At 34.2% G+C, this 21,959-nt stretch carries 16 protein-coding genes and 1 tRNA gene; 9 read left to right on the forward strand and 8 right to left on the reverse strand.

The window, feature by feature from the left end:
• Positions 1–91: 91 nt before the first annotated feature.
• The gene (alaS, locus tag FLACHUCJ7_RS04685) at positions 92–2,764 is read right to left on the reverse strand and encodes an alanine--tRNA ligase (RefSeq protein ID WP_180908066.1); all 2,673 of its coding nucleotides are present in this window, start codon (positions 2,762–2,764) and stop codon (positions 92–94) included.
• A 252-nt stretch (positions 2,765–3,016) separates the two neighbouring features.
• Between alaS and FLACHUCJ7_RS04690 the strand changes: the two genes are divergently transcribed.
• The 8 genes from FLACHUCJ7_RS04690 to FLACHUCJ7_RS04725 all read left to right on the forward strand — a co-directional run bounded on the left by FLACHUCJ7_RS04690 (position 3,017) and on the right by FLACHUCJ7_RS04725 (position 10,535).
• Entirely contained in the window at positions 3,017–3,994 is a 978-nt protein-coding gene (locus FLACHUCJ7_RS04690; RefSeq protein ID WP_031456742.1) for a M23 family metallopeptidase, read from the forward strand.
• Between the two features lie 54 nt (positions 3,995–4,048).
• Positions 4,049–4,381, forward strand: a complete 333-nt coding sequence (locus tag FLACHUCJ7_RS04695; protein WP_031456741.1) for a MerR family transcriptional regulator — start codon at positions 4,049–4,051, stop codon at positions 4,379–4,381.
• 33 nt (positions 4,382–4,414) lie between these two features.
• Complete coding sequence (locus FLACHUCJ7_RS04700) at positions 4,415–4,999, forward strand: LemA family protein (RefSeq protein ID WP_180908067.1); 585 nt, start codon at positions 4,415–4,417, stop codon at positions 4,997–4,999.
• A 31-nt stretch (positions 5,000–5,030) separates the two neighbouring features.
• Positions 5,031–5,468: a TPM domain-containing protein gene (locus tag FLACHUCJ7_RS04705; RefSeq protein WP_031456739.1), complete on the forward strand. Its 438-nt coding sequence runs from the start codon at positions 5,031–5,033 to the stop codon at positions 5,466–5,468.
• 3 nt (positions 5,469–5,471) lie between these two features.
• Positions 5,472–6,296 carry a TPM domain-containing protein gene (locus FLACHUCJ7_RS04710; RefSeq protein WP_180908068.1) on the forward strand — a complete coding sequence of 275 codons (825 nt, stop codon included), beginning with the start codon at positions 5,472–5,474 and terminating at the stop codon, positions 6,294–6,296.
• 109 nt (positions 6,297–6,405) lie between these two features.
• Positions 6,406–6,819: an RrF2 family transcriptional regulator gene (locus FLACHUCJ7_RS04715; RefSeq protein ID WP_078227502.1), complete on the forward strand. Its 414-nt coding sequence runs from the start codon at positions 6,406–6,408 to the stop codon at positions 6,817–6,819.
• A 244-nt stretch (positions 6,820–7,063) separates the two neighbouring features.
• Positions 7,064–9,628, forward strand: coding sequence for a TonB-dependent receptor (locus FLACHUCJ7_RS04720; protein ID WP_180908069.1), 2,565 nt, complete (start codon positions 7,064–7,066; stop codon positions 9,626–9,628).
• A gap of 163 nt (positions 9,629–9,791) precedes the next feature.
• On the forward strand, positions 9,792–10,535 hold the full coding sequence (locus FLACHUCJ7_RS04725; RefSeq protein WP_031456735.1) for a DUF2490 domain-containing protein: 744 nt from the start codon (positions 9,792–9,794) through the stop codon (positions 10,533–10,535).
• Positions 10,536–10,672: 137 nt separating this feature from the next.
• Here FLACHUCJ7_RS04725 and FLACHUCJ7_RS04730 read toward each other — a convergent pair whose 3' ends face one another.
• The 4 genes from FLACHUCJ7_RS04730 to era form a co-directional block, all read right to left on the reverse strand.
• The gene (locus FLACHUCJ7_RS04730) at positions 10,673–13,465 is read right to left on the reverse strand and encodes an outer membrane beta-barrel protein (protein ID WP_180908070.1); all 2,793 of its coding nucleotides are present in this window, start codon (positions 13,463–13,465) and stop codon (positions 10,673–10,675) included.
• A 158-nt stretch (positions 13,466–13,623) separates the two neighbouring features.
• The gene (gene der / locus FLACHUCJ7_RS04735) at positions 13,624–14,934 is read right to left on the reverse strand and encodes a ribosome biogenesis GTPase Der (RefSeq protein WP_180908071.1); all 1,311 of its coding nucleotides are present in this window, start codon (positions 14,932–14,934) and stop codon (positions 13,624–13,626) included.
• A 296-nt stretch (positions 14,935–15,230) separates the two neighbouring features.
• Complete coding sequence (locus tag FLACHUCJ7_RS04740; RefSeq protein ID WP_180908072.1) at positions 15,231–15,824, reverse strand: CHAP domain-containing protein; 594 nt, start codon at positions 15,822–15,824, stop codon at positions 15,231–15,233.
• A gap of 134 nt (positions 15,825–15,958) precedes the next feature.
• Positions 15,959–16,840 (reverse strand): GTPase Era, encoded by an 882-nt coding sequence (era, locus tag FLACHUCJ7_RS04745; RefSeq protein WP_078227495.1) that lies wholly within the window; start codon positions 16,838–16,840, stop codon positions 15,959–15,961.
• Positions 16,841–16,957: 117 nt separating this feature from the next.
• On the opposite strand from era, the gene FLACHUCJ7_RS04750 reads away from it, so the two are divergent.
• Positions 16,958–17,030: transfer RNA gene (locus FLACHUCJ7_RS04750), tRNA-Met, on the forward strand.
• A gap of 193 nt (positions 17,031–17,223) precedes the next feature.
• Here the strand turns inward: FLACHUCJ7_RS04750 and FLACHUCJ7_RS04755 are convergent.
• The 3 genes from FLACHUCJ7_RS04755 to FLACHUCJ7_RS04765 all read right to left on the reverse strand — a co-directional run.
• Positions 17,224–19,224, reverse strand: a complete 2,001-nt coding sequence (locus FLACHUCJ7_RS04755; RefSeq protein WP_180908073.1) for an OmpA family protein — start codon at positions 19,222–19,224, stop codon at positions 17,224–17,226.
• Between the two features lie 12 nt (positions 19,225–19,236).
• Positions 19,237–20,148: a PorP/SprF family type IX secretion system membrane protein gene (locus FLACHUCJ7_RS04760; RefSeq protein WP_078227493.1), complete on the reverse strand. Its 912-nt coding sequence runs from the start codon at positions 20,146–20,148 to the stop codon at positions 19,237–19,239.
• Between the two features lie 52 nt (positions 20,149–20,200).
• On the reverse strand, positions 20,201–21,959 hold a 1,759-nt coding region (locus tag FLACHUCJ7_RS04765; RefSeq protein ID WP_180908074.1), incomplete at its 5' end, for a T9SS type B sorting domain-containing protein.

A 21,959-nucleotide genomic window follows, 5' to 3' on the forward strand; every position in this document is an offset into this window, starting at 1 on the left:
GTATAAACTTACAAAAATTAATTTTATAAAAATAAAAAGTCGCAAAGCTTAAAAAACTTTGCGACTCTGCGTCTTTGCGCGAAATAAAACTTTACTTCACAAACTCAGTCGCCTTAGCTAAAGCCTCAGCAATTCCGGAAGCATTTTTACCTTTTCCTGAAGCGAAGAAAGGCTGTCCTCCTCCATTTCCTTCAATATATTTTCCTAATTCTTTGATAACTGCATTTGCATTTAAGCCTTTACTTCCAACTAATTCTTTAGCGATATAACAGTGAATATTTGGTAAACCATCTTCTACAGAAGCTAAAAACACAAACGAATCTGGTTTTGAACTTCCTAAAGCCGAAGCTAAATCTTTTGTAGAAGCCATACTTAAATTTACTTGTTTAGCAAGGAAATTTACGCCATTTACTTCCTGGAAATCTTTCTCTAATTCCGCTTTTAATGAACCTACTTTTTCTTTCAATAATTGCTCAACTTGTTTTTTCAGTTTTGCATTATCATCCTGAAGAGAAGCAACCGATTTTAAAATATCCTGCGGATTTTTTAGCGTTTCTTTTATCTCTGCCAAAGTATTTTCCTGGTTTAGGTAGAAGTTTTTCACAGCATCACCTGTAATGGCTTCAATACGACGAATTCCAGCCGCAACAGCACCTTCAGAAATAATCTTGAAATGCCAGATCTCTGCTGTATTTTTTACATGAATACCTCCGCATAATTCTTTACTGTCGCCAAACTCAATCATACGAACATTGTCTCCGTATTTTTCGCCAAACAAAGCCATTGCGCCTTTATCTAATGCTTCCTGAATTGGAATATTTCTGTGTTCAACTAATTGTAACTGTGCTTCAATCTGAGCATTTACAGAAGCTTCAACCTGCTTGATTTCTTCATCAGAAACTTTACTGAAATGCGAAAAGTCAAAACGTAAATAATTTGGATTTACCAACGAACCTTTTTGCTCTACATGTGTTCCTAAAATGCTTCTCAAAGCCAAATGCATCAAGTGCGTAGCCGAGTGATTTTTTGAAGTTGATGTTCTTAAATCTGTATTTAATTTTGCCACAAAACCTGCTTCTACATTTTCAGGAAGCTGTTTTGCAAAATGCAGAATTAAGTTATTCTCTTTCTTTGTATCAATAATTTCGATCGTTTCGTTTGCAGAAACAAGCGTTCCTTTATCTCCAACTTGCCCTCCTCCTTCTGGATAAAATGGCGTATTGTCTAAAACGATTTGGTACAAAATACCATCTTTTTTAGAATCTACTTTTCTGATACGAGTGATTTTTACATCGTTTTCGGTTTTATCATAACCAACAAATGTTTCTACATTTCCCGGAATCAAAACATTCCAGTCTTCTGTTGAAACTTCAGAAGCTGCACGAGAACGTGTTTTTTGTTTTTGTAATTCAACTTCAAACTCTTCTTCGTTATAAGAGAAACCTTTTTCTTTTAGAATTAAGGCTGTCAAATCTTTTGGGAAACCAAATGTATCATACAATTCAAAAACCTTAGCACCAGAAACTACACCTTTAATTTCAGAAGGTGGAACTCCAACTTTATCATTTAAACTTGTCTCTTCAATTACTTTATCTAACAATTGTAATCCTTGATCTAAAGTTCTTAAGAAAGAAGCTTCTTCTTCACGAATTACATTTGTAACCAATTGTTGCTGCGATTTAATTTCAGGGAAAAACTCTCCCATTTGATTTGCCAGAACTTCTACCAATTTATTGATAAATGGTTCTTTGGTATTTAAGAATGTAAATCCGTAACGAATTGCACGACGCAAAATTCTACGAATTACATAACCTGCACCTGTATTCGATGGCAACTGTCCGTCTGCAATTGCAAAGGCAACCGCACGAACGTGATCTACCACAACACGAATCGCAATGTTGGTTTTATTTTGTTCTTCGCTGATGTTTTTTACTTCATCAGATGTATATTTTAAAGCTGTAATTTGTTCTATTTTCTCAATAAGCGGCGTAAAAACATCGGTATCATAATTTGATGTTTTTCCTTGCAGTGCCATACACAAACGCTCAAATCCCATTCCTGTATCAACGTGCTGTGCAGGAAGTTTTTCTAATGATCCATCAGCTTTACGGTTGAATTCCATAAATACATTATTCCAGATTTCAACTACTTGCGGGTGATCATTGTTTACAAGGCTTTTTCCTGTAACCAATGCTTTTTCAGATTCCGGACGTAAATCAACGTGAATTTCAGAACAAGGTCCGCATGGTCCTTGGTCACCCATTTCCCAGAAATTGTCTTTTTTATTTCCAAGAATAATTCGGTCCTCATCAATTAGAGTTCTCCAGATATCCCAGGCTTCCTGATCAAACGGAACGTTATCTTCTTTACTTCCTTCAAAAACAGATACGTAAAGATTTTCTTTTGGGATTTTATATACTTCTGTCAAAAGCTGCCATGCCCAGTTGATTGCTTCTTTTTTGAAATAATCTCCAAAAGACCAGTTTCCAAGCATCTCAAACATAGTATGGTGATAGGTATCAAAACCTACATCTTCAAGATCGTTATGTTTTCCTGAAACACGAAGACATTTTTGCGTATCGGCTATTCTCGGACTTTTTGGTGTTCCGTTTCCTAAAAAATATTCTTTAAACTGGGCCATTCCCGAGTTATTGAACATAAGAGTTGGATCGTCCTTGAGAACGATTGGAGCAGAAGGAACAATTAAGTGTCCGTTGTTTTTAAAAAAGTCTAGAAATTGCTTACGTACGTCTTGTGATTTCATATTTATAATGAGATAATTTGAAAATGTATCAATGATAATTAATCAATCTGAAAATGTGATAATTAGATAATTTTAAGTAGAAACTTAAAGTTCAAAACAATAAAATTCACTCTAAATACATTATCAAATTATCAAATTGATATATTATCTAATTGCTTTAATTATTAAAAAAAGCGTCGAACAACTGAAACATTTATTAAATTTGTTCGACTAACTTTTTTAATAAGCTGCAAAAATAGGGTATTTTAAAATATGGCGAAAGTAAAATATTATTACGACTCAGAAAATCTGGCTTATACGAAAATAAAAACAAAAAAGAGAATCAAAATTGGTTATGCTTTCCTGTTTTTACTGGCTTCAGCATTATTTGGTTTTTTAGTTTTTGTCCTTTTAATCAATACACCGTATTTTGAAACTCCAAAAGATCGTTTGCAGGCACGTGAAATTGAGAATTTAAAATTACAATATGCCATTTTAAACAAAAGAATGGATGAAATTGATGATGTAACTGAGGCTTTAGAAGATCGTGACAATAATATTTACAGGGTTTATTTTAATAAGGCAGAGATCCCGGATTCTATTAGAAAATCCGGATTTAAAGACATTAAAAGATATAAAGATTTAGAAGGATATAATAATTCGCAATTAGTACTCAGCACAACCAAACGAATTGATCAACTCTCGAAAGAATTGGCAATTCAATCAAAGTCATTGGATGACATTTTGAAAATCGCGAGTACAAAAAAGAATTTATTGGCGGCAATTCCTGCCATTCAGCCAGTCCGAAACGAAAATTTAAAACGAATGGCTTCCGGTTTTGGATACAGAATTGATCCTTTCACAAAAGTGCGAAAAATGCATAATGGCATGGATTTCACAGCCAATACGGGATCTCCTGTTTATGCTACCGGAGATGGAGTTATTGCCAGAGCTGACAACTCGGCATCAGGTTTTGGAAACCATGTAGTCATCAGGCATGGTTTTGGATACGAAAGTTTGTATGCGCATTTAAGCAAATACAATTGCAGACCGGGACAACATGTTAAACGTGGAGATGTTATAGGATATGTAGGAAGCACCGGAAGATCTGAAGGCCCACATTGTCATTATGAAGTACATAAAGATGGAAAAGTCGTGAATCCGCTGAATTTTTATTACGGAAATATTTCTGCTGTAGAATATGTTGCGATTTCACATTTGGCCAATCAGGAAAACCAGTCATTAGATTAATACTGCGAAAAGTAGTAATTTTGAATAAATTTGAATAAACAGAAAAATAAAATCATGCATATTGAGCTTTCTAAAGATAAAAGATATTACAGCATTGGTGAAGTCGCCAGGGCTTTTAATGTCAATGCATCTTTGATACGTTTTTGGGACAGCGAATTTGATATCCTGAAACCAAAAAAGAATGCCAAAGGCAACCGAATGTTTACTCCTGAAGATATTACGAATTTACAATTGATTTATCATTTGGTTAAAGAGCGTGGTTTTACACTTGAAGGCGCCAAAACACATTTGAAAGAAGGACAAAAGAAAACATTAGATAAATTCGAAATAATACGTAAATTAGAGACGATAAAAACACAATTGACAAACATTAAAAATGAATTGTAATTAAAATTAGAAATAAACTTAAATTAAACAAATATGAAAAAGTGGTTAATCCCTGTAGGAATTATTGTAGCGCTTATTGCAATTATCGCATTTTGGTCGATTGGAATTAAAAATACTGCTTTGCAACACAGTCAGGCTGTAAATAAAGACTGGGGAAATGTACAAACGGCTTATCAAAGACGTAATGACCTTATCGGGAATTTAGTAAACACAGTAAAAGGAGCTGCTGATTTTGAAAAATCAACCTTAACTGCCGTAATTGAAGCCAGAGCAAAAGCAACTTCGGTAACAATTGACCCTAGTAATGTAACCCCGGAACAATTAGCCCAATTCAATCAGGTTCAAAGCGGTGTAACTTCATCATTATCAAAATTATTAGTTTCTGTTGAGCAATATCCAACATTAAAAACAAATGAGAACTTCCTTAAACTACAAGACGAATTGGCAAGTACTGAAAACCAAATTTTAACTGCCAGAACTCGTTTTAACGAATCTGTACAAGTATACAACGGATATGTTTTAAAAATACCGAACAACTGGTTCCTGAGCGAATACAAAGAAAAACCATATTTTGAAGCTTCAACAGGAGCAGATAAACCAGTTGAAGTAAAATTCTAAATCAAAAAAACGTAACTCTAAAATAATTTCAATGTCAAAAGTAGAAGATTTTTTAACCAAAGAAGAAGAGCAGGAAATAGTTGAAGCAATTCGTATGGCTGAAGAAAACACTTCTGGCGAAATAAGAGTACACATAGAAAAAACAACTTCTAAAGTTCCTTTTGACAGGGCTTTAGAAGTTTTTCATGAATTACGGATGGATGAAACTAAATTGCAAAATGGCGTACTGTTTTATTTTGCAGTTGAAGACAAAAACTTTGTTATCTGCGGAGATAAAGGAATTAATGATCTGGTAGCCGATGATTTTTGGAATTGTACCAAAGACGTTATGACAAACCATTTCAAATCAGGAAAATTTAAGCAGGGAATTGTTGATGGCATTCTGAATGCCGGAGAACAACTGAAAAAATATTTCCCATCTCAGGAAAATGACACGAACGAATTATCAAACGAAATCTCAAAAGGTTAAACAATGAAATTTTCCAAAAACAAAATATTAAATTCCAACGGAGTTTTTCAGTTTATCCTATTGTCAATTGCATTTTTTACTTCTACAGGGATTTTTGCTCAGTTTACCATTCCTGAAAAGCCAAGTCTTCAAACCTCTGTTTATGATTATGCCAACATTTTAAGTGCTTCTGAAAAAACACAGTTAGAAGAAAAACTAATTCGTTATTCAGATTCTACTACAACACAAATAGTAGTTATTACGATTGAAAGTTTAAAAGGAGAAGATGTAAGTCAGCTGGCTACTAAATGGGGACAAACATGGGGAATAGGAGGAACTAAGCAAGACGATAATGGTGTTATTATTTTATTAGCAAAAAACGAAAAGAAAATCGCTATCAATCCCGGATATGGTCTGGAAGATCGTTTAACAGCAGGTATTGGCGGAACTATAATTCGAAATATAATTATCCCTGAATTTAAAGCAGGCAGTTTTTATAACGGTCTTGACAAAGGTACTGATGCTATAATTGATGTTTTTAAAGGAAAATTTAAGGGTGAACGCAAACAAAGTAAAGGAAAAGATTTTCCTGTATTGCCTTTTATCATAATTGTGGTAATTGTATTAATTTTACTTGCGCGAAATAAAAGAGGCGGTGGAGGAAATTCAGGGAATAATAGTGGCGGAGGACCTAGCCTGATGGATGTCATTCTTCTAAGTAGTCTTGGCAGAAGCAGTGGAGGCGGATTTGGAGGCTTTGGCGGTGGATCATCCGGAGGTGGCGGAGGTTTCGGCGGTGGATTTGGCGGAGGCGGATTCTCTGGTGGAGGTTCAAGCGGAGGCTGGTAATTTTTTTCAAATATCGGTTCAAGTTTTGGTTTCAGTTTAATTTTATGCTGATTTAGCTTAAATTTGCCATTCATAATTATTTACAATTTTAATTTATAACCAATCATAGATGTTATCACATAAAGCAAAATACGCCCTTAAAGCCCTACTTTATTTAGCAGAACAAGACGAAAATCACATTTCTAAAACAATAGAGATTGCTGATGGCGGCAATATTCCTAAAAAGTTTTTAGAGCAGATTTTATTAGATCTGAAACGAGGACGTTTTGTGAGCAGTAAGCAGGGAAAATTTGGCGGATATTATCTGATAAAATCTAAAAACGACATTACTTTAGCTGAAATTCATCGTTTATTTGATGGCGCCATTGCACTTTTACCATGTGCTTCTTTGAATTTTTACGAGCCTTGTTCAGATTGTAAAACCGAGGAAGAATGCAGCCTGCGCCATGGTTTAATGATCATTCGTGATGAAACTTTAAAGGCTATGCAGAACATTACAATCGCTTCACTAATAAAAAAATAAAAAAATATTTCAAAACCCTACTAAACTGATAGATTTTATATATATTTGCAAAAAATAATTAACAAATCATTTACAAATTTTAAACCGATGAAAGTAAAATTAAGTAAGTCTTATGTCTCAAATCTTTTGCAAAAAAGTAATACTAAAAATTTCACTGCAGTGAAAAACAATTCTTCTATGATGTGTATGTGCTGGTAAAAAAAATTTAATTTAAATTCTACTAATCACATATACATAATATAAAATGAAAAATTCTATAAAAAATATATTTACAATACTATCTATTTTAGCCTTCTCGGTTTCATTCGCACAAAATATTGAAGGTACCATTACAGATTCACAAAAAGCACCTTTAGAAGCAGCCAATGTTGTGGTAAAAGGGACTACAATAAGCACTATAACTGATTCCAACGGACATTTTAGCCTGGACACAAAAAGCAAAAAACTACCTTTAACTATACTGGTACAATATGTTGGATATAAAACTACCGAAATTGAAATAACCACTTTACCAGCCCCACTTTTACAAATTGCCTTAAAAGAAGAAAACGAACTTATTGAAGTTGTAGTGTCATCAAGACGACGAATAGAAAAAGTTCAGGATATTCCAATTGCAGTATCAGTAGTAACTGGAAAACAAGCTGAGCAAGCTGGAGCTTTTAACGTAAATCGTATAAAAGAATTGGTTCCATCTGTACAATTATATTCATCAAACCCAAGAAATACCGGAATAAATATTCGTGGTCTGGGTTCTCCTTATGGCCTTACTAACGATGGTATTGATCCTGGTGTTGGTTTCTATGTTGACGGTGTTTATTATGCCCGTCCGGCAGCTACAACTTTAGATTTTGTAGATGTAGAACGAATTGAAGTTTTGCGTGGACCACAAGGATCACTTTTTGGTAAAAACACTACTTCAGGAGCTTTTAACATTGCAACTCGTAAACCAAGTTTCACATCAGGTGCTGATTTAGAAGTAAGTTACGGGAACTATGCATTTCTTCAGGCTAAAGCTTCTGTTACAAGTGCTTTAAGCAAAAAAATTGCAGGACGCCTTTCTTTTTCAGGTACACAACGCGATGGTCTGATTGACAATACTGCAACAGGAAGAGCTACAAACACCCTAAACAATCAGGGAATTAGAGGGCAGTTACTTTATACTCCCTCAGAAAACACCAATATTATATTAGCTGCAGATATCACTACACAACGTCCTGACGGATATGCACAAGTAATTGCAGGCGTTGCACCAACCAAAAGAGCTGCTTACCGACAGTTTGATGCTATTATAACAGACTTAAATTATCAATTACCAAGCAGAAAGGCATTTGACCGTAAAATTGACCAGGATACCCCTTGGAGATCCGGACAAGATATGGGAGGTATATCTTTTAACGTTGATACCAAAATTGGTGGTGGAACTTTGACTTCGACAACCGCATGGCGTTTCTGGAACTGGGATCCATCAAATGACAGGGATTTTACAGGATTACAGGTTTTGGCAAAATCACAAAACCCAACGAGACAAACCCAAATTACGCAGGAAGTTCGATATGCTGGTCAGTTAACATCTAAGATTAGCGGTGTAGCTGGTGTATTCTTTATTGATCAGACATCACAAACAAACGGTACAGAAGAATCAGGGAGTGCACAATGGAGATTTTCTCAAAGCACAACAAGTAATTTATGGAAAACCCCAGGTCTTTTTGAAGGTTATGGAATTAAAACTGATGCAAGAATCAGAGCATCGAGTGCGGCAGTATTTGGACAGTTAGACTGGGCAATAACAGATCGCCTGCATGTATTACCTGGTGTACGATATAACTTTGATAAAAAAGAAGCAAACTATAAGCGTACCACATACGGAGGTCTTCAGACAACCGACCCTGCATTAATTGCCCTGAAAAAATTAGTATATACAGATCAGGCTTTCGATTCAAGTACAGACGATACCGATTTTTCAGGAAATTTAACTTTAACATATAAATTTAGCGATAAAATCAATGCTTATGCTACTTACGCAAAAAGCTACAAACCGGTTGGTGTAAATGTTGCAGGACTTCCAACTCCTCCAGCAGATAAAACACTTGCTGATCTTGCAGTAATTAAGCCTGAGGATGTAAATCATTATGAACTAGGTGTAAAAACTTCCCCGTTTAGAAATTCTATATTGAACCTGACATTATTTAATACGGAAATTAAAGATTTTCAAACAAACGTTCAGGCTGCAGAGTTAGGAGTAAATCGTGGATACCTTGCTAATGCTGATAAAGTACGTGTAAGAGGTGCCGAATTAGATGCCAGTTTTGTAATTAACAGCCACTTTAGCATTAACGCTGCCGGAACTTATACTGAAGGTCAATATGTTAAATTTACAAATGCACCACTACCATTAGAAGATACTGGTCTTGTTATTGATGGAAAAGCTGTAAACTATAAAGATGTTTCCGGATCTGATTTACCAGGTGTTTCAAAATGGGCTGGAAGCTTAGGAGGTGAATATACTAAAAATGCAAGATTCTTCGGAAATGCAGGGAAATTTTTCATAGCTCTTGATAGCTATGCCAGATCAGAATTCTCATCAAGCCCTTCAGCTTCAAAATATTTAATCGTTCCTGGTTATGCTATTTTTAATGCCCGTTTAGGTTTCCGTGCGACAGATGGTTTATCTATTAACTTCTGGGGACGCAATATTCTAAACAAGGATTATTACGAGCAATTATTGCCAGCAGGTGGAAATGCCGGACACTATGCTGCCGTGTTAGGAGACCAAAGAACCTATGGTATTACTCTAAAATATTCGCTATAATAATAAAAATAAAGTTAGTTCTGCTAAACGAGATGCATTTTCATAAGTGCATCTCGTTTTTTTACCAAGATTGAAATCACAAAATACAATTTAAAACAATTTTTATTCTGCTAAAATCATCTCTCATTTGTATATATTCGCGGCTTGAATTTATACAACATTGATGAAGTTTTTCAGATTCTTTCTTTTTTTGGCTTTTTTAGGTCAATTTTCTTTAGCTCAGAGCAAAAAAAATATCGAACAACAAACTTTAACCTGGGTTCGATACTACAATATTTTGCCAATAACTGAAAAATGGTCACTACATTCTGAATTTGATAATCGCAGCTTTGTAAATCCTGTTCACGAAAATTTATGGGTCTTGAGAATTCAGGGAAGATATCGCACTACGAAAACTATTGATTTAGGAGGGGGATTTGCCTATTTTAGTGTAAATACCCAAACTCCTCAAACCGATCCTGATTTTACAATTCCAGAATATCGGGGCCAACAGGATATCACTCTTATCAACGATATTGCAAAGATTACTTTTCATAACCGTTTTCAGCTTGAAGAACGATTTATACAAAAAGCGGATAAAACAGAATTATTAAACGATTTTTCTTTCTCCTTTCGATTCAGATATCGTTTACAATCAACTTTTACACTTTGGGAAAAAGAAAAAAGAAGCTTAAAAGGAACTATTTCTGATGAAATTTTATTGAATCACGGAAAAGACAATAAAAAAAACACCTTTGACCAAAACAGAATTTATGGTGCTTTGCGCTATCATTTTAACCCAAATATTGGTTTGGAATTAGGTTATTTAAAAAGCTTTCAAAGAAGAGCAAGCGGTGTAGATTTTTATGATCGTGACATTATTCGTTTTACTCTTTATCATAAGATCGATAGAAAAATCAAATCCTAAAAGAATTCAATTCAATTTTATAAATTAATTTGAAACAGTCGCTAAACAACAAACTCAAGCTAAACTTGAGTCTGTTTAATAATATCTTTTGGCTCTATCTTCAACCTTAAAAAATCTAATCTCAGAATTTAAAAAACTTAATCCTCTCTTTCTCTTCCACCTCGGTCACCCCTATCGCCACCACCTTGTCCTCGTTCACCTCCTCTTCTTTTTGATCCTTTTTCTGCTGCAAAATTTCCAATTTTATAAGCTATAGAAAACATCGCATAACGCTTTAAAACGGTGCTTTCTTCATCGCGTACTGAAGTTGCCGAAATGGTTCTGCCAGCGCTTTGATTTTGATTTAAAACATCATAAACTTTGATTTTAGCATATAATGTTTTATTCAAAAATCCGTATGACAAACTTGTATTCCACAGGTAAAAATCTTTTTTGAAATTATCAGAAAGATTCGAATTATAGGTATATCCAAAATCATTTCCAAAAATTAAATTTGCCGGCCAGTATGTTGTGGTTTGTAAACCGGCTCTGTGCACGACATTTGAAGTTGAATTTGCAGAAGTGTTTTCATAATTCGTCTGATTGTATGAAAATCCGTAAGATGGTGAAATAGTAAGCAACTCACCGTATTCGTAAGTTAAATAAACTTTTGGAGAAATTACAGCTGATTTAGCATTATAAAAAGTCTTATTTGTAAACCCTTTATCAAAAGAATATTTACCGTTTAAGCCTACACCATATCGCAGCGTATGGGCGTCTTTTTTTATGGATTGACTCCAATTTCCACCGGCCGTGGCACTATAAGTTCCTGAAATATTGATATAAGTTGTAGTTCTTTTTCCTGTCTCGTCATCAAAATCAGAAGTTGATACAACATCATTATTGAAATAATCACCTCTTATAAATAAACTATATCCGGAACGCGTACGGAAATCAAAATTCTTAAAATCAAAATTTACACTATTTTTCTCAATCGGATCCAAATTTGGATTTCCGGTAACAGTATTTAATGAATTATTTAAATCCTCCACAGGCATCAATTGACTTGCCGATGGAAGTGCGTTTGAATAATCATATTTAAAAGTAAAAAACTTAGACCTGCTGAATTTATATCGCAACTGCATATTTCCAAAAGACAGAGCATATCTTTTTTCTAAGTCTGTTGCCTTGTTCTCATATAACGAATGGTTATCAAAATCAACAATAGCCGTTCTAGTATTCAGGTTGAAAGTAAATTTATTTTTTTTCAAAGTAAGTCCTACTTTTGGACTTATCATATTTCGTTTCGAACTTATGTAATTACTTACTGAATCAACCAAAGTTCCCGGAGACAAATCATTATCAAAAGTTTTTAAATCGTTTGATGTGTTTTGCCAATCAAAATCGGTACCGAATCTTATTCGCAAAGAATCTGTAATAGGTTCTGTATATTCAAGATCCAGAGAATAGGAATCTGAGATATTTCGACCTTTTGTTTTTTGTAATCTCCTATCTTCTTCTACACCATCCTGCTTATACAAAAAAGTTTTAGAATCTACTATCCCATCAGAATCCGTCCCTGAATTATTATTAGTAAAAACAAGGCTGACGTTTCTGGCTTTTTTTTCAAAAGCCTTATTAAAATTGATTGTATTTGAGAAATTGGTTGACGTATTTTCTCTATATGGATCTGATGTACTTGTATTTAAAATTCTTCCATTTTCATCTGTAGTCTCATTACTGGAATTTGAACTCCCATTAGAACGTGTCTGACTTACATTAGGCGTAATAACAAGACGCGTTGTTGGATTAATTTTATATTCTAATTCAAAATTTGCTTTATTACCTGTACTCTCATTTCTGGTTTTCGAACTCGATGTTGTATAATTATTACCGGAAGGCAAAATACTGATTTCATTAACTGTACTTTCGTTTTTATTAATTTTATTATCAAAATTGTAACTACCTGTTGCGCTTAAATATTTACTCCAGTCATCAGAATAGTTAACTCCTAACAAATTAGACTGTGTGATTCCTTTTCCTCCAGTATTACCACTTCCCTGACTGTTTCTTCCTCCTCCCATATTATCAAATACTTCATCCTGCGCAAAACCGGTCGAATTGATATTATTAGAAGATCCCAGAATACTGATCTTCTGTTTATTATTGAAGAAATTCATGATCAGGCTGCTTTCATAACGATCATCAGAACCATATCCTCCCAGGATTTTTCCAAAGTAGCCTTTGTTTTTCTTTTCATCGATAGTCAGGTTGATACTGGAATAGTCCGATGTAGATTCTTGTTTGGATAGTTCTTCTTTTTTGGTTTTAAAATCAGAAACCTGAACTTTTTGTATAATTTCAGCAGGCAAATTTTTCAGCGCGATGGCTCCATCCCTGTCAAAAAAAGGTTTCCCGTTGACCAACAACTGATTGACTTCTCTTCCGTTGACGGTCATTTTACCTGCTTCATCAATATCAAAGCCCGGTAATTGTTTTAATAAAGTTTCTACGTTTGCATCAGGCCGAACTTTATATGAGGCGGCATTGTATTCTAAAGTATCCTGCTTCATTCGGATCGGCGGGGCTTCACTTTTAACAATCACTTCATTCAAAGCATTTACATTTTCGAGCAAATATAATTTGCCAAAATCCTTACTTTCTAAAAGTCCTTTTTGCTCTTCTGTATACGTTTGATATCCTAAATAATTTATTTTAAGAAAAACAGACTGATCAAGTTTTTTTGTATTTAACCTAAAAAAACCATTTTTATCTGTTGTAGTATAGTCAATAACAGTAGAATCTTTGATTGTCGTAAAATAAACTGTAGCCAGTTCAACCGGCAATTGTGTATTAATATCAACAACAGTTCCTTTGAGAACTATGTCGTTTTGAGCGTTAGCCGAATAAACAAAAATAAAAAACAGTAAAAAGTAATATAATCTGGACATAAAAAAGGTTAGTTAGAACAATAAGACTAAAGAAAAAACGAAAGGTTTAATTGTGAATTTTACGTTTATTTCAAATAGAAAACCATTTCGTTCTAACAATTTATTAATCAAATAAAAAAAGACATAAAAAAATCCCCAACTTGTGGGGATATTGTGTTTTACTTTTCTCTGATGTAAATATCAATCGGAACTCCTGCGAAATCCCAATTTTCTCTAATCTTATTTTCTAAATAACGCTTATACGGTTCTTTAACGTATTGTGGCATGTTGGCAAAAAACACAAATTGAGGTGTTAAGGTTGGCAATTGCATACAATATTTAATTTTGACATACTTTCCTTTAGTTGCCGGCGGCGGATATGCTTCAATCACTTTCAACATATATTCATTGAATTTAGACGTTGGAATTCTTTGTTTTCTGTTTTCAAAAACCTGAACCGTAGCTTCCAATGCTTTCAATAAACGTTGTTTTGTCAAAGCCGAAACGAACAAAATTGGCACATCAGTAAAAGGCATTAATTCTTTTTTGATTTTCTCTTCGTAATCACGTGTAGACATGGTATCTTTTTCTACCAAATCCCATTTGTTTACCAAAATCACAACCCCTTTACGGTTTTTCTCTGCCAGCCAGAAAATACTCTGATCCTGACCTTCAAATCCTCGGGTTGCATCGATAACCAATATACAAATATCTGCATGCTCAATTGCCCGAACAGAACGCATTACAGAATAAAATTCTAAATCTTCCTTCACTTTTGCTTTACGACGGATTCCCGCAGTATCAACAAGATTGAATTCAAAACCAAAACGGTCAAATTTGGTATCAATTGCATCACGTGTAGTTCCTGCAATATCGGTTACCATAAAACGATCCTGACCAATTAATGCATTGATAAAACTTGATTTACCTGCATTTGGGCGTCCCACTACAGCAAAACGAGGCAAAACAACTTCTTCCTGAACTGGCTCCGGTTTTACCGGAAAAGATTCGATCAAAGCATCTAATAAATCTCCCGTTCCACTTCCTGAAATACTCGCAAACGTAAAATATTCACCTAAACCAAGATTATAAAATTCAATTGCATCTTTTTCACGCATGGCATTATCAACCTTATTCACAGCCAATAAAACAGGCTTAGTGACTTTACGCAATAATCGCGCAACAACATCATCCATTGGAGTAATCCCCTCCTCAACATCTACCACAAAAATAATAACATCTGCTTCGTCGATAGCAAGTTCAACTTGTTTACGGATTTCGCCTTCAAATACGTCATCACTTCCGCGAACGTATCCTCCGGTATCAATGACAGAAAACTCTTTTCCGTTCCACTCGCTTTTACCATAGTTTCTATCACGGGTAACCCCAGATACTGAATCTACAATAGCTTCTCTTCTTTGTATCAGCCTATTAAACAGGGTCGATTTCCCTACGTTAGGTCTTCCTACTATCGCAACAATGTTATTCATTTTTTTGAATTTTAGATTCCAGACTCACAATTTCAGATTTTGTTTTTAACTAAATCTCAGTAAATTATAAATCCAAAATACCTTATTTAAATTTTTTGCAAAGGTAGTTAAAAAAAGTTGTTAATTGCTATCCCGATAGCTATCGGGACTAAGTACCTAAGATTTTTATATTATTTTAGGAGCTTTTCCTGCTATTCGTTCCAATCTTTTGTTCTGCTAAAAAGCTCCACAAAAGGATTTTCACTCCTATCAGGGCTAGGGCATTCCGGTTTAATAGAATATTTTTCTTTAAAACTTTATTCTTTTCTCAACCAGCCCAGCAATCTGCTACTTTCGATTTTATATTTTCCTTCTTGATTTTTTACAGCAAAAACTTCTCTGGAACTGCCAAATGGCCCGGGATTTTGCTGAATAATCTCTATTTCATTTTCAGAAATTTTAGAAATTATCGCAACATGCCCGAATCTGTTTAAAAGCGATCCTGAAAAAATTACCAAATCTCCAATTTCAGGCTTTGCTTTACCTGGATTTGCATATTGAATCAAACCTCTGTTTCGGTTTAAATCGCCATCTTTTATTTTTGAATCAAAAAAATCTTTTGCGTGACCGTACGCATCTGGCATTTTATGATTGTAATGTTCGTAATAATATCGTTTTACGAATTCGACACATTGATATTTTAAGCCTAAATTGTAATTGTCTTTTGTAACATTTCTTTCCAGAACATTATCCACGCCTCCATTATAATAGACTTTTACGCCATTTAAACTATCGAGTGGCTGACCTATTTTATAATCAGAGTTTAAGTTTATTTTCTTTACAACTTTTATTCCCGCATATGTTAAAACTAAAACTGAAATAATCAGAAGCGTAATTTTTTTAATTTTCATTTATTTATTTTACAAACTAATGTTCTTTTTAGTTCTGTGTGCGTGAGGGATAGAAGTGAAAATCCTTTTGTGTAATGAAATGGAACAAAAGATTGTAACGAATAGCCCGATCCGGAGGACACGCCCAAATTATTTTACTGATTATACCCAAATCGTTTCAGCATATTGGCATTGCTTCTCCAGTTTTTGTTTACTTTCACTACCAATTCAATATGTATTTGTTTTCCAAAGAATTTCTCTAAATCAGCTCGGGCATCTGTACCTACTTTTTTAAGAGCAGCTCCTTTATGTCCAATAATAATTCCTTTTTGAGTTTCACGTTCTACCATAATAATAGAGCGAATTCTAATGATTTTTTCGTCTTCAAAAAATTCTTCGGTTACGATTTCAACCGCATACGGAATCTCCTTACTGTAATTCAGCAGGATTTTTTCACGAATGGTTTCATTTACGAAAAATCGTTCCGGTTTATCTGTCAATTGATCTTTTGGATAATAGGCTGGAGATTCCGGTAGTAATTCTATTATTCTTCCGAAAACTTCCGGAACATTAAAATTCTGCAAAGCCGAAATTGGAAAAATCTCTGCATTTGGTACTTTTTCTTTCCAAAAAGCAACCTGAGTTTCTAATTGTTCCTGATTTGAGTTGTCAATTTTATTCAATAATAATAAAACCGGAATTTTAGCGTGGATAATTTTATTAAAGAAAGCTTCATCTTTTAGATCCTGCTCACCAATTTCGACCATATAGATTAAAATATCAGCATCTTCAAAAGCCGACTTCACGAAATTCATCATTGATTCCTGCATTTCATAAGCTGGCTTAATGATTCCGGGTGTATCAGACAAAACCAACTGAAAGTCTTCTCCGTTTACAATTCCTAAAATTCTATGACGTGTAGTTTGTGCTTTTGATGTTATGATTGATAATCGTTCTCCAACGAAGGCATTCATCAAGGTTGATTTACCAACATTTGGATTTCCGATGATGTTTACGAATCCTGCTTTATGTGACATTTGTGTATTATTTTAAGGTGCAAAGGTAGTCATATCAACTCAATACAGAAAATAAAACATTTTTTAAAGTTTTCGTTGGATTTCTCAAAAAACGGCGTATCTTTGCACCCGAAACATCGCGGGATAGAGCAGTAGGCAGCTCGTCGGGCTCATAACCCGAAGGTCACAGGTTCGAGTCCTGTTCCCGCTACTACTTGGGACAAAGAAGAAATTTTCTTCTTTGTCCCTTTTTTATATCCCCATTCTAACAAGTTTATTAACTCTACATCCGCCAGCTTATAATAAAAAGAAAAGCAGCCTTCGCAGGCTACTTTTTTAATAATAATTATTAATAACTAAATCAATATTTCCTAAATACTCTAGGTATAATTTATATCTCTTAACTACATACTAATAATGATGAATTCGCTACGTCTGTTTAACTGATGTTGTTTTTCTGTACATTTTACCCCATCAGCACATTTATTTACTAATTGGGTTTCTCCGTATCCCTTTGCTGTTAATCTACTGGCATCAATTCCTTTTTTTAACAGCCAGTTTTTTGTTGATTGTGCTCTTTTTTCAGATAAAATCTGATTATTTAAGGCTGACTGACGACTATCTGTGTGCGAACGAATATCAAGTTTCATGGTTGGATATTGATTTAAAACATCAACAAGTTTTTTCAATTGAGGCTCTGATACTTTTTTAATTGTCGCCTTACCCAAATCAAAAAAGTTCATTGGCAGATGCAGTAATTTTGCTAAATCTATTCCTTCTTTTACAGCTTCCGGTTTTATTAACGTAGCAGGTATTTTTTTTGTTTCAATTTGTTTAGCTACAATGGGTACAAATATTTTTTCCAATAAAATCTGCAAAGTAGTATTGCCTGTTCTTTTATTGATGGTTACTGAAACAGTCTTTGTTTCATAACCATTTCTTGAAATTCTCATGGAATATTTTTTTCCACAGATCACTTTAGGGAATACATAATTCCCTTTTTCATCCGAAGAAACTGTTACTACAGAATTGGAATTTTCTTCAAATAATATAAGGGATGCATTGGCAAGTATTTCATTTGATTCAGCATCAACAACAGTGCCGGCTAAATCTTGTTCGCAGATTAATCTTTTGGTTTCAGTGAATCGGTAAATATCATCTAAGCCATTCCCATTTTCTCTATTTGAGGTAAAGAAGCCACTTCTGCTTTTACTATTAATTACAAAAGCAAAATCATCTTGTTTGCTATTTACCGGTTTTCCAACATTTTGAACTTCTTCAAAACTCAAATCTGAATTTATTTTGGAAACAAATATATCAAGACCACCTAAACCCGGTCTTCCGTCAGTGGCAAAATACAATTCGTTATCTCCTGAAATAAAAGGAAAAGTTTCTCTTCCTTCTGTATTTATTTCAGTTCCTAAATTTTCAGGTTTTCCAAATGTTCCATCTTCATTTATACTTACTTTAAACAAATCCGATTGCCCAAACGTTCCAGGCATATCTGATGCAAAATACAATGTTTTTTCATCCGGGCTTAAAGCAGCATGCGCTACACTATATTGGTCACTATTAAAAGGAAGTTCTGTAATATTCTGCCATTGATCCTGAATTAACGTTGCTTTGTAAAGTTTTAAGAGTGTAACTTTCTTTTCGTCTTTTCGCCTTTTACCATCCAAATAATTATTTCTGGTAAAATACATTGTTTTCCCATCCTGAGTAAAAACAGGTGTCGATTCATTAAACTTTGAGTTAATATTCTTTTGAAAACGCTCTGGAGTACCAACACTTCCGTCAGGCATTAAAGCTGCTGAATATAAATTTGTAAAAGATTTATTCGTCCATTTGAACGTTTTTTTTGCAACTCCACCTGTATCACGAGCCGAAGCAAAAACTAATTTATCATTTAGAATCGTAGTGCCATAATCTGATAAAGCTGAATTTATTCCGGCATCAGCAATTTCAAAACGGTTCGAATTGGCTTTTATCTCTTCTAAATAATTTTTATTAATATCAAATAATATTCCGCGTTTATCAGTGTTTATCTTTTTATTGAACTCGGTTAATATTTCGTCTGCTTTTTTATAATTCCCTGCTGCCTTAAGACATTGGGCATAGCGATAAAGATATTCAGGTTCTTGTTCTGCATTCAAATCAAAAAGCTGATCGTACCATTTTACAGCTTTAGTCAATTCTGCATTAAAATAATAGGCATTGCCTAATCGCTGAAATATCTTTTCATCTTTATATCCTTTTTCTGCAGCTTTTTCATATACCTCAATAGCATCTACAAACTGGTATCTATCGTATTTTTTATCAGCATCAGCCGTTTCATTTTTTTGTCCAATTGCTGTCAAAACCATCATAAAGAACAAAGCTGTATAACTTATTTTTTTAATTTTCATAGCAATTGAATATTAGAAGAATCTTGGTGAAGTAATACTTCTGTAACTGTTAAACAAATCAAATCGAAGGAAAACCTCGTGTGAACCTGAATTAAATTTTTGCAACCTTGTAGTTTCATGGTCGTATCCATACCCAATATATAACCCTTCTGTAACCTGAAAACCTGCCATCGCACTTAATGAAGCACTCCAGCGATATCCAACTCCTACAACAAATTTATCGTTAAACATAAAATTTCCGGAAACATCTACTTGTAATGGCGCTCCCTGAACCAGTTTGGTCAATAATGCTGGTTTAAATTTGATATATTCCAAATCATCCAAATTAAACACATAGCCCGCTATAAAATAGTAATTTATCTTTTCTTTAAAAATAGCGACATCATCATTATTATAACGATTGGTTTCGATAAAATTAGGGACAGAGAAACCTAAATAAGCTTTATCAGAATGCCAGTAAATCCCCGCTCCTATGTTTGGAGAAAATTTCCCGTCCATATTTTGAAATTGAGGATCTCCCTGATCTTTTGCATCTAATTTGTTCACATCAAGATTAAATAAATTAGCCGTGGCTTTAATTCCAAATGAAAGTTTAAAAGTATCTGAAGTAGGAATTGTATAAGACAAATCGGTAGAAACAGTAGTTTCATTCGTTGGTCCGATTCTGTCATTTACAATAGAGACTCCTAATCCTAAACTTTCACGATTTAAGGGTGTATTCACAGATAGTGTATTAGTGGTCGGTGCACCATCAAGTCCAACCCATTGGGAACGATGCAATCCAAAAATACTCAAGACACCACGCGAACCAGCATAAGCAGGATTTACATTGATCGTATTGTACATATATTGTGTATACTGTGAATCTTGCTGAGCAAAACTCAAAGCAGAAAAAAACATAAAAACTAAAACTAATTTTTTCATTTTATCATTTTTATCAAATGACTTACTACAAATACAGTAAGTCATTTCTTTATTAATTGCTTAGATATAAATATCCTGCTGATTCATGCTGCTTCGCATTACTATCTTTATATTTTAAAATATAAAAATAGGTTCCTACAGGTAATTTCTCTGATTGTTTAATTGTTGTTCTTCCTTCTGAAATTCCTTTGAAATTCCCGTTACTATTATCATAACGGTCTCTTGAAAATACCAGGACACCCCAACGATTATAAATCTCAATAGTGTTGTCAGGATAACATTCAATGCCTCTAATATTAAGTTCATCATTCAAATTATCATTATTAGGAGAAACAGCGTTAAATACTTTAATAACACAACCTTCTATATTTGATACTGTTGGATTATCATCAGCATTATTTTTATCATCTGATTTATCTTCAACAATAACACCTAATGGACTTTGACCTGTTACAGAAGCCTGATTTGTTACACTTCCATTATTGATGTCACTTTGCGAAATAGAATATGTCGCTGTAAATGTATGCTCATCTGATTCACCAATTTGTAAACTAATTGGCTGTCCTGATAATACAATTCCTGGCAAATTATCTGTAACTTTTATTCCGGACAATGGAACATTTCCTGTATTTGTAATCTTAAAGTTATAGGTAATCGTTTCACCTGCATTTGCATATCCGCTATTATCCTCATCATTAAATGTTGCTGTTTTAATAATTGCAATCGACGGAGCTTCAACAAAAACTTTTAATACAGCAGTAGTACAATTATTTGAACCAGCTTTTTCGCAAATCTCATAGACTACTTCATAAGTACCTCCTGGAGTATTTGGCAATATATTTACCGTACCATCTGAATTAAATTCAAAATATGTAAAGGTTGTTTTCTGTTGAATATTAACATCAGAAGGATCTATTTTCAATCCATTTCTTAAATCATTATCCAGAACATTTATAAATTCTAATGAACCATTTATCCCATCTGGTGAAGCTTCATCATCATTTGCAATTAAAACAATACTCGTATCGCTAATGGTCGCCGTACCTATCGCAGTTGTATTGGCAGTCGATCCAGCTGTTATAGTACCTGTTAGGCTAAAAGTTTCAGGTGCTTCATTAATAGCATCAATTAGAATAGGGACACTTACCGTTACACTAGTACTTCCTGCCGGAATAGTTACCGTAGTGCTTATTAATGTATAATCAAGAGACCCAGCTGTACCGTTTGCAGTGATAACATTAATTACTGTATCTACTGAACTTACTCCGCTAAGACTAACTGTGAATACTGCTGGGCTGCCCTCACTTACCGTTAGATTTGAAATACTCAGTGTTGGAACCCCATTACTATCGGTAATAGTTCCTGTTCCACTTACTGTTATATTGCTTGTAGTGCCACTAGTTATCGTTCCTGTTAAAGTAAATGTCTCACTAGGCTCATGAATGGCATCGCTCAATATTGGAATACTTACCGTTGCACTTGTGCTACCTGCAGGAATAATTACTGTTGTATTCACAGATGTGTAATCAAGAGAACCAGCTGTACCGTTTGTAGTGACAACATTAATTACTGTATCTACTGAACTCGGCACATCCAAACTTACCGTAAATACTGCATTCGTACCTTCTACAGTCGTAGGAGTAGAGATACTTACTGTTGGGGTGGTCTCATCATCAGTGATCGTTACCGTTGCCTGCTGAACGCCGTTTTCTGTAGCTCCTGTAACATTCGTGATATCGATGATTACGGTTTCATTTCCTTCGTACAGGGTATCATCGGCCGGATCAATAGTGATCGTACCGGTCAATTGG

Source organism: Flavobacterium salmonis (genome assembly GCF_903819435.1).
Classification (GTDB): domain Bacteria; phylum Bacteroidota; class Bacteroidia; order Flavobacteriales; family Flavobacteriaceae; genus Flavobacterium; species Flavobacterium chungangense.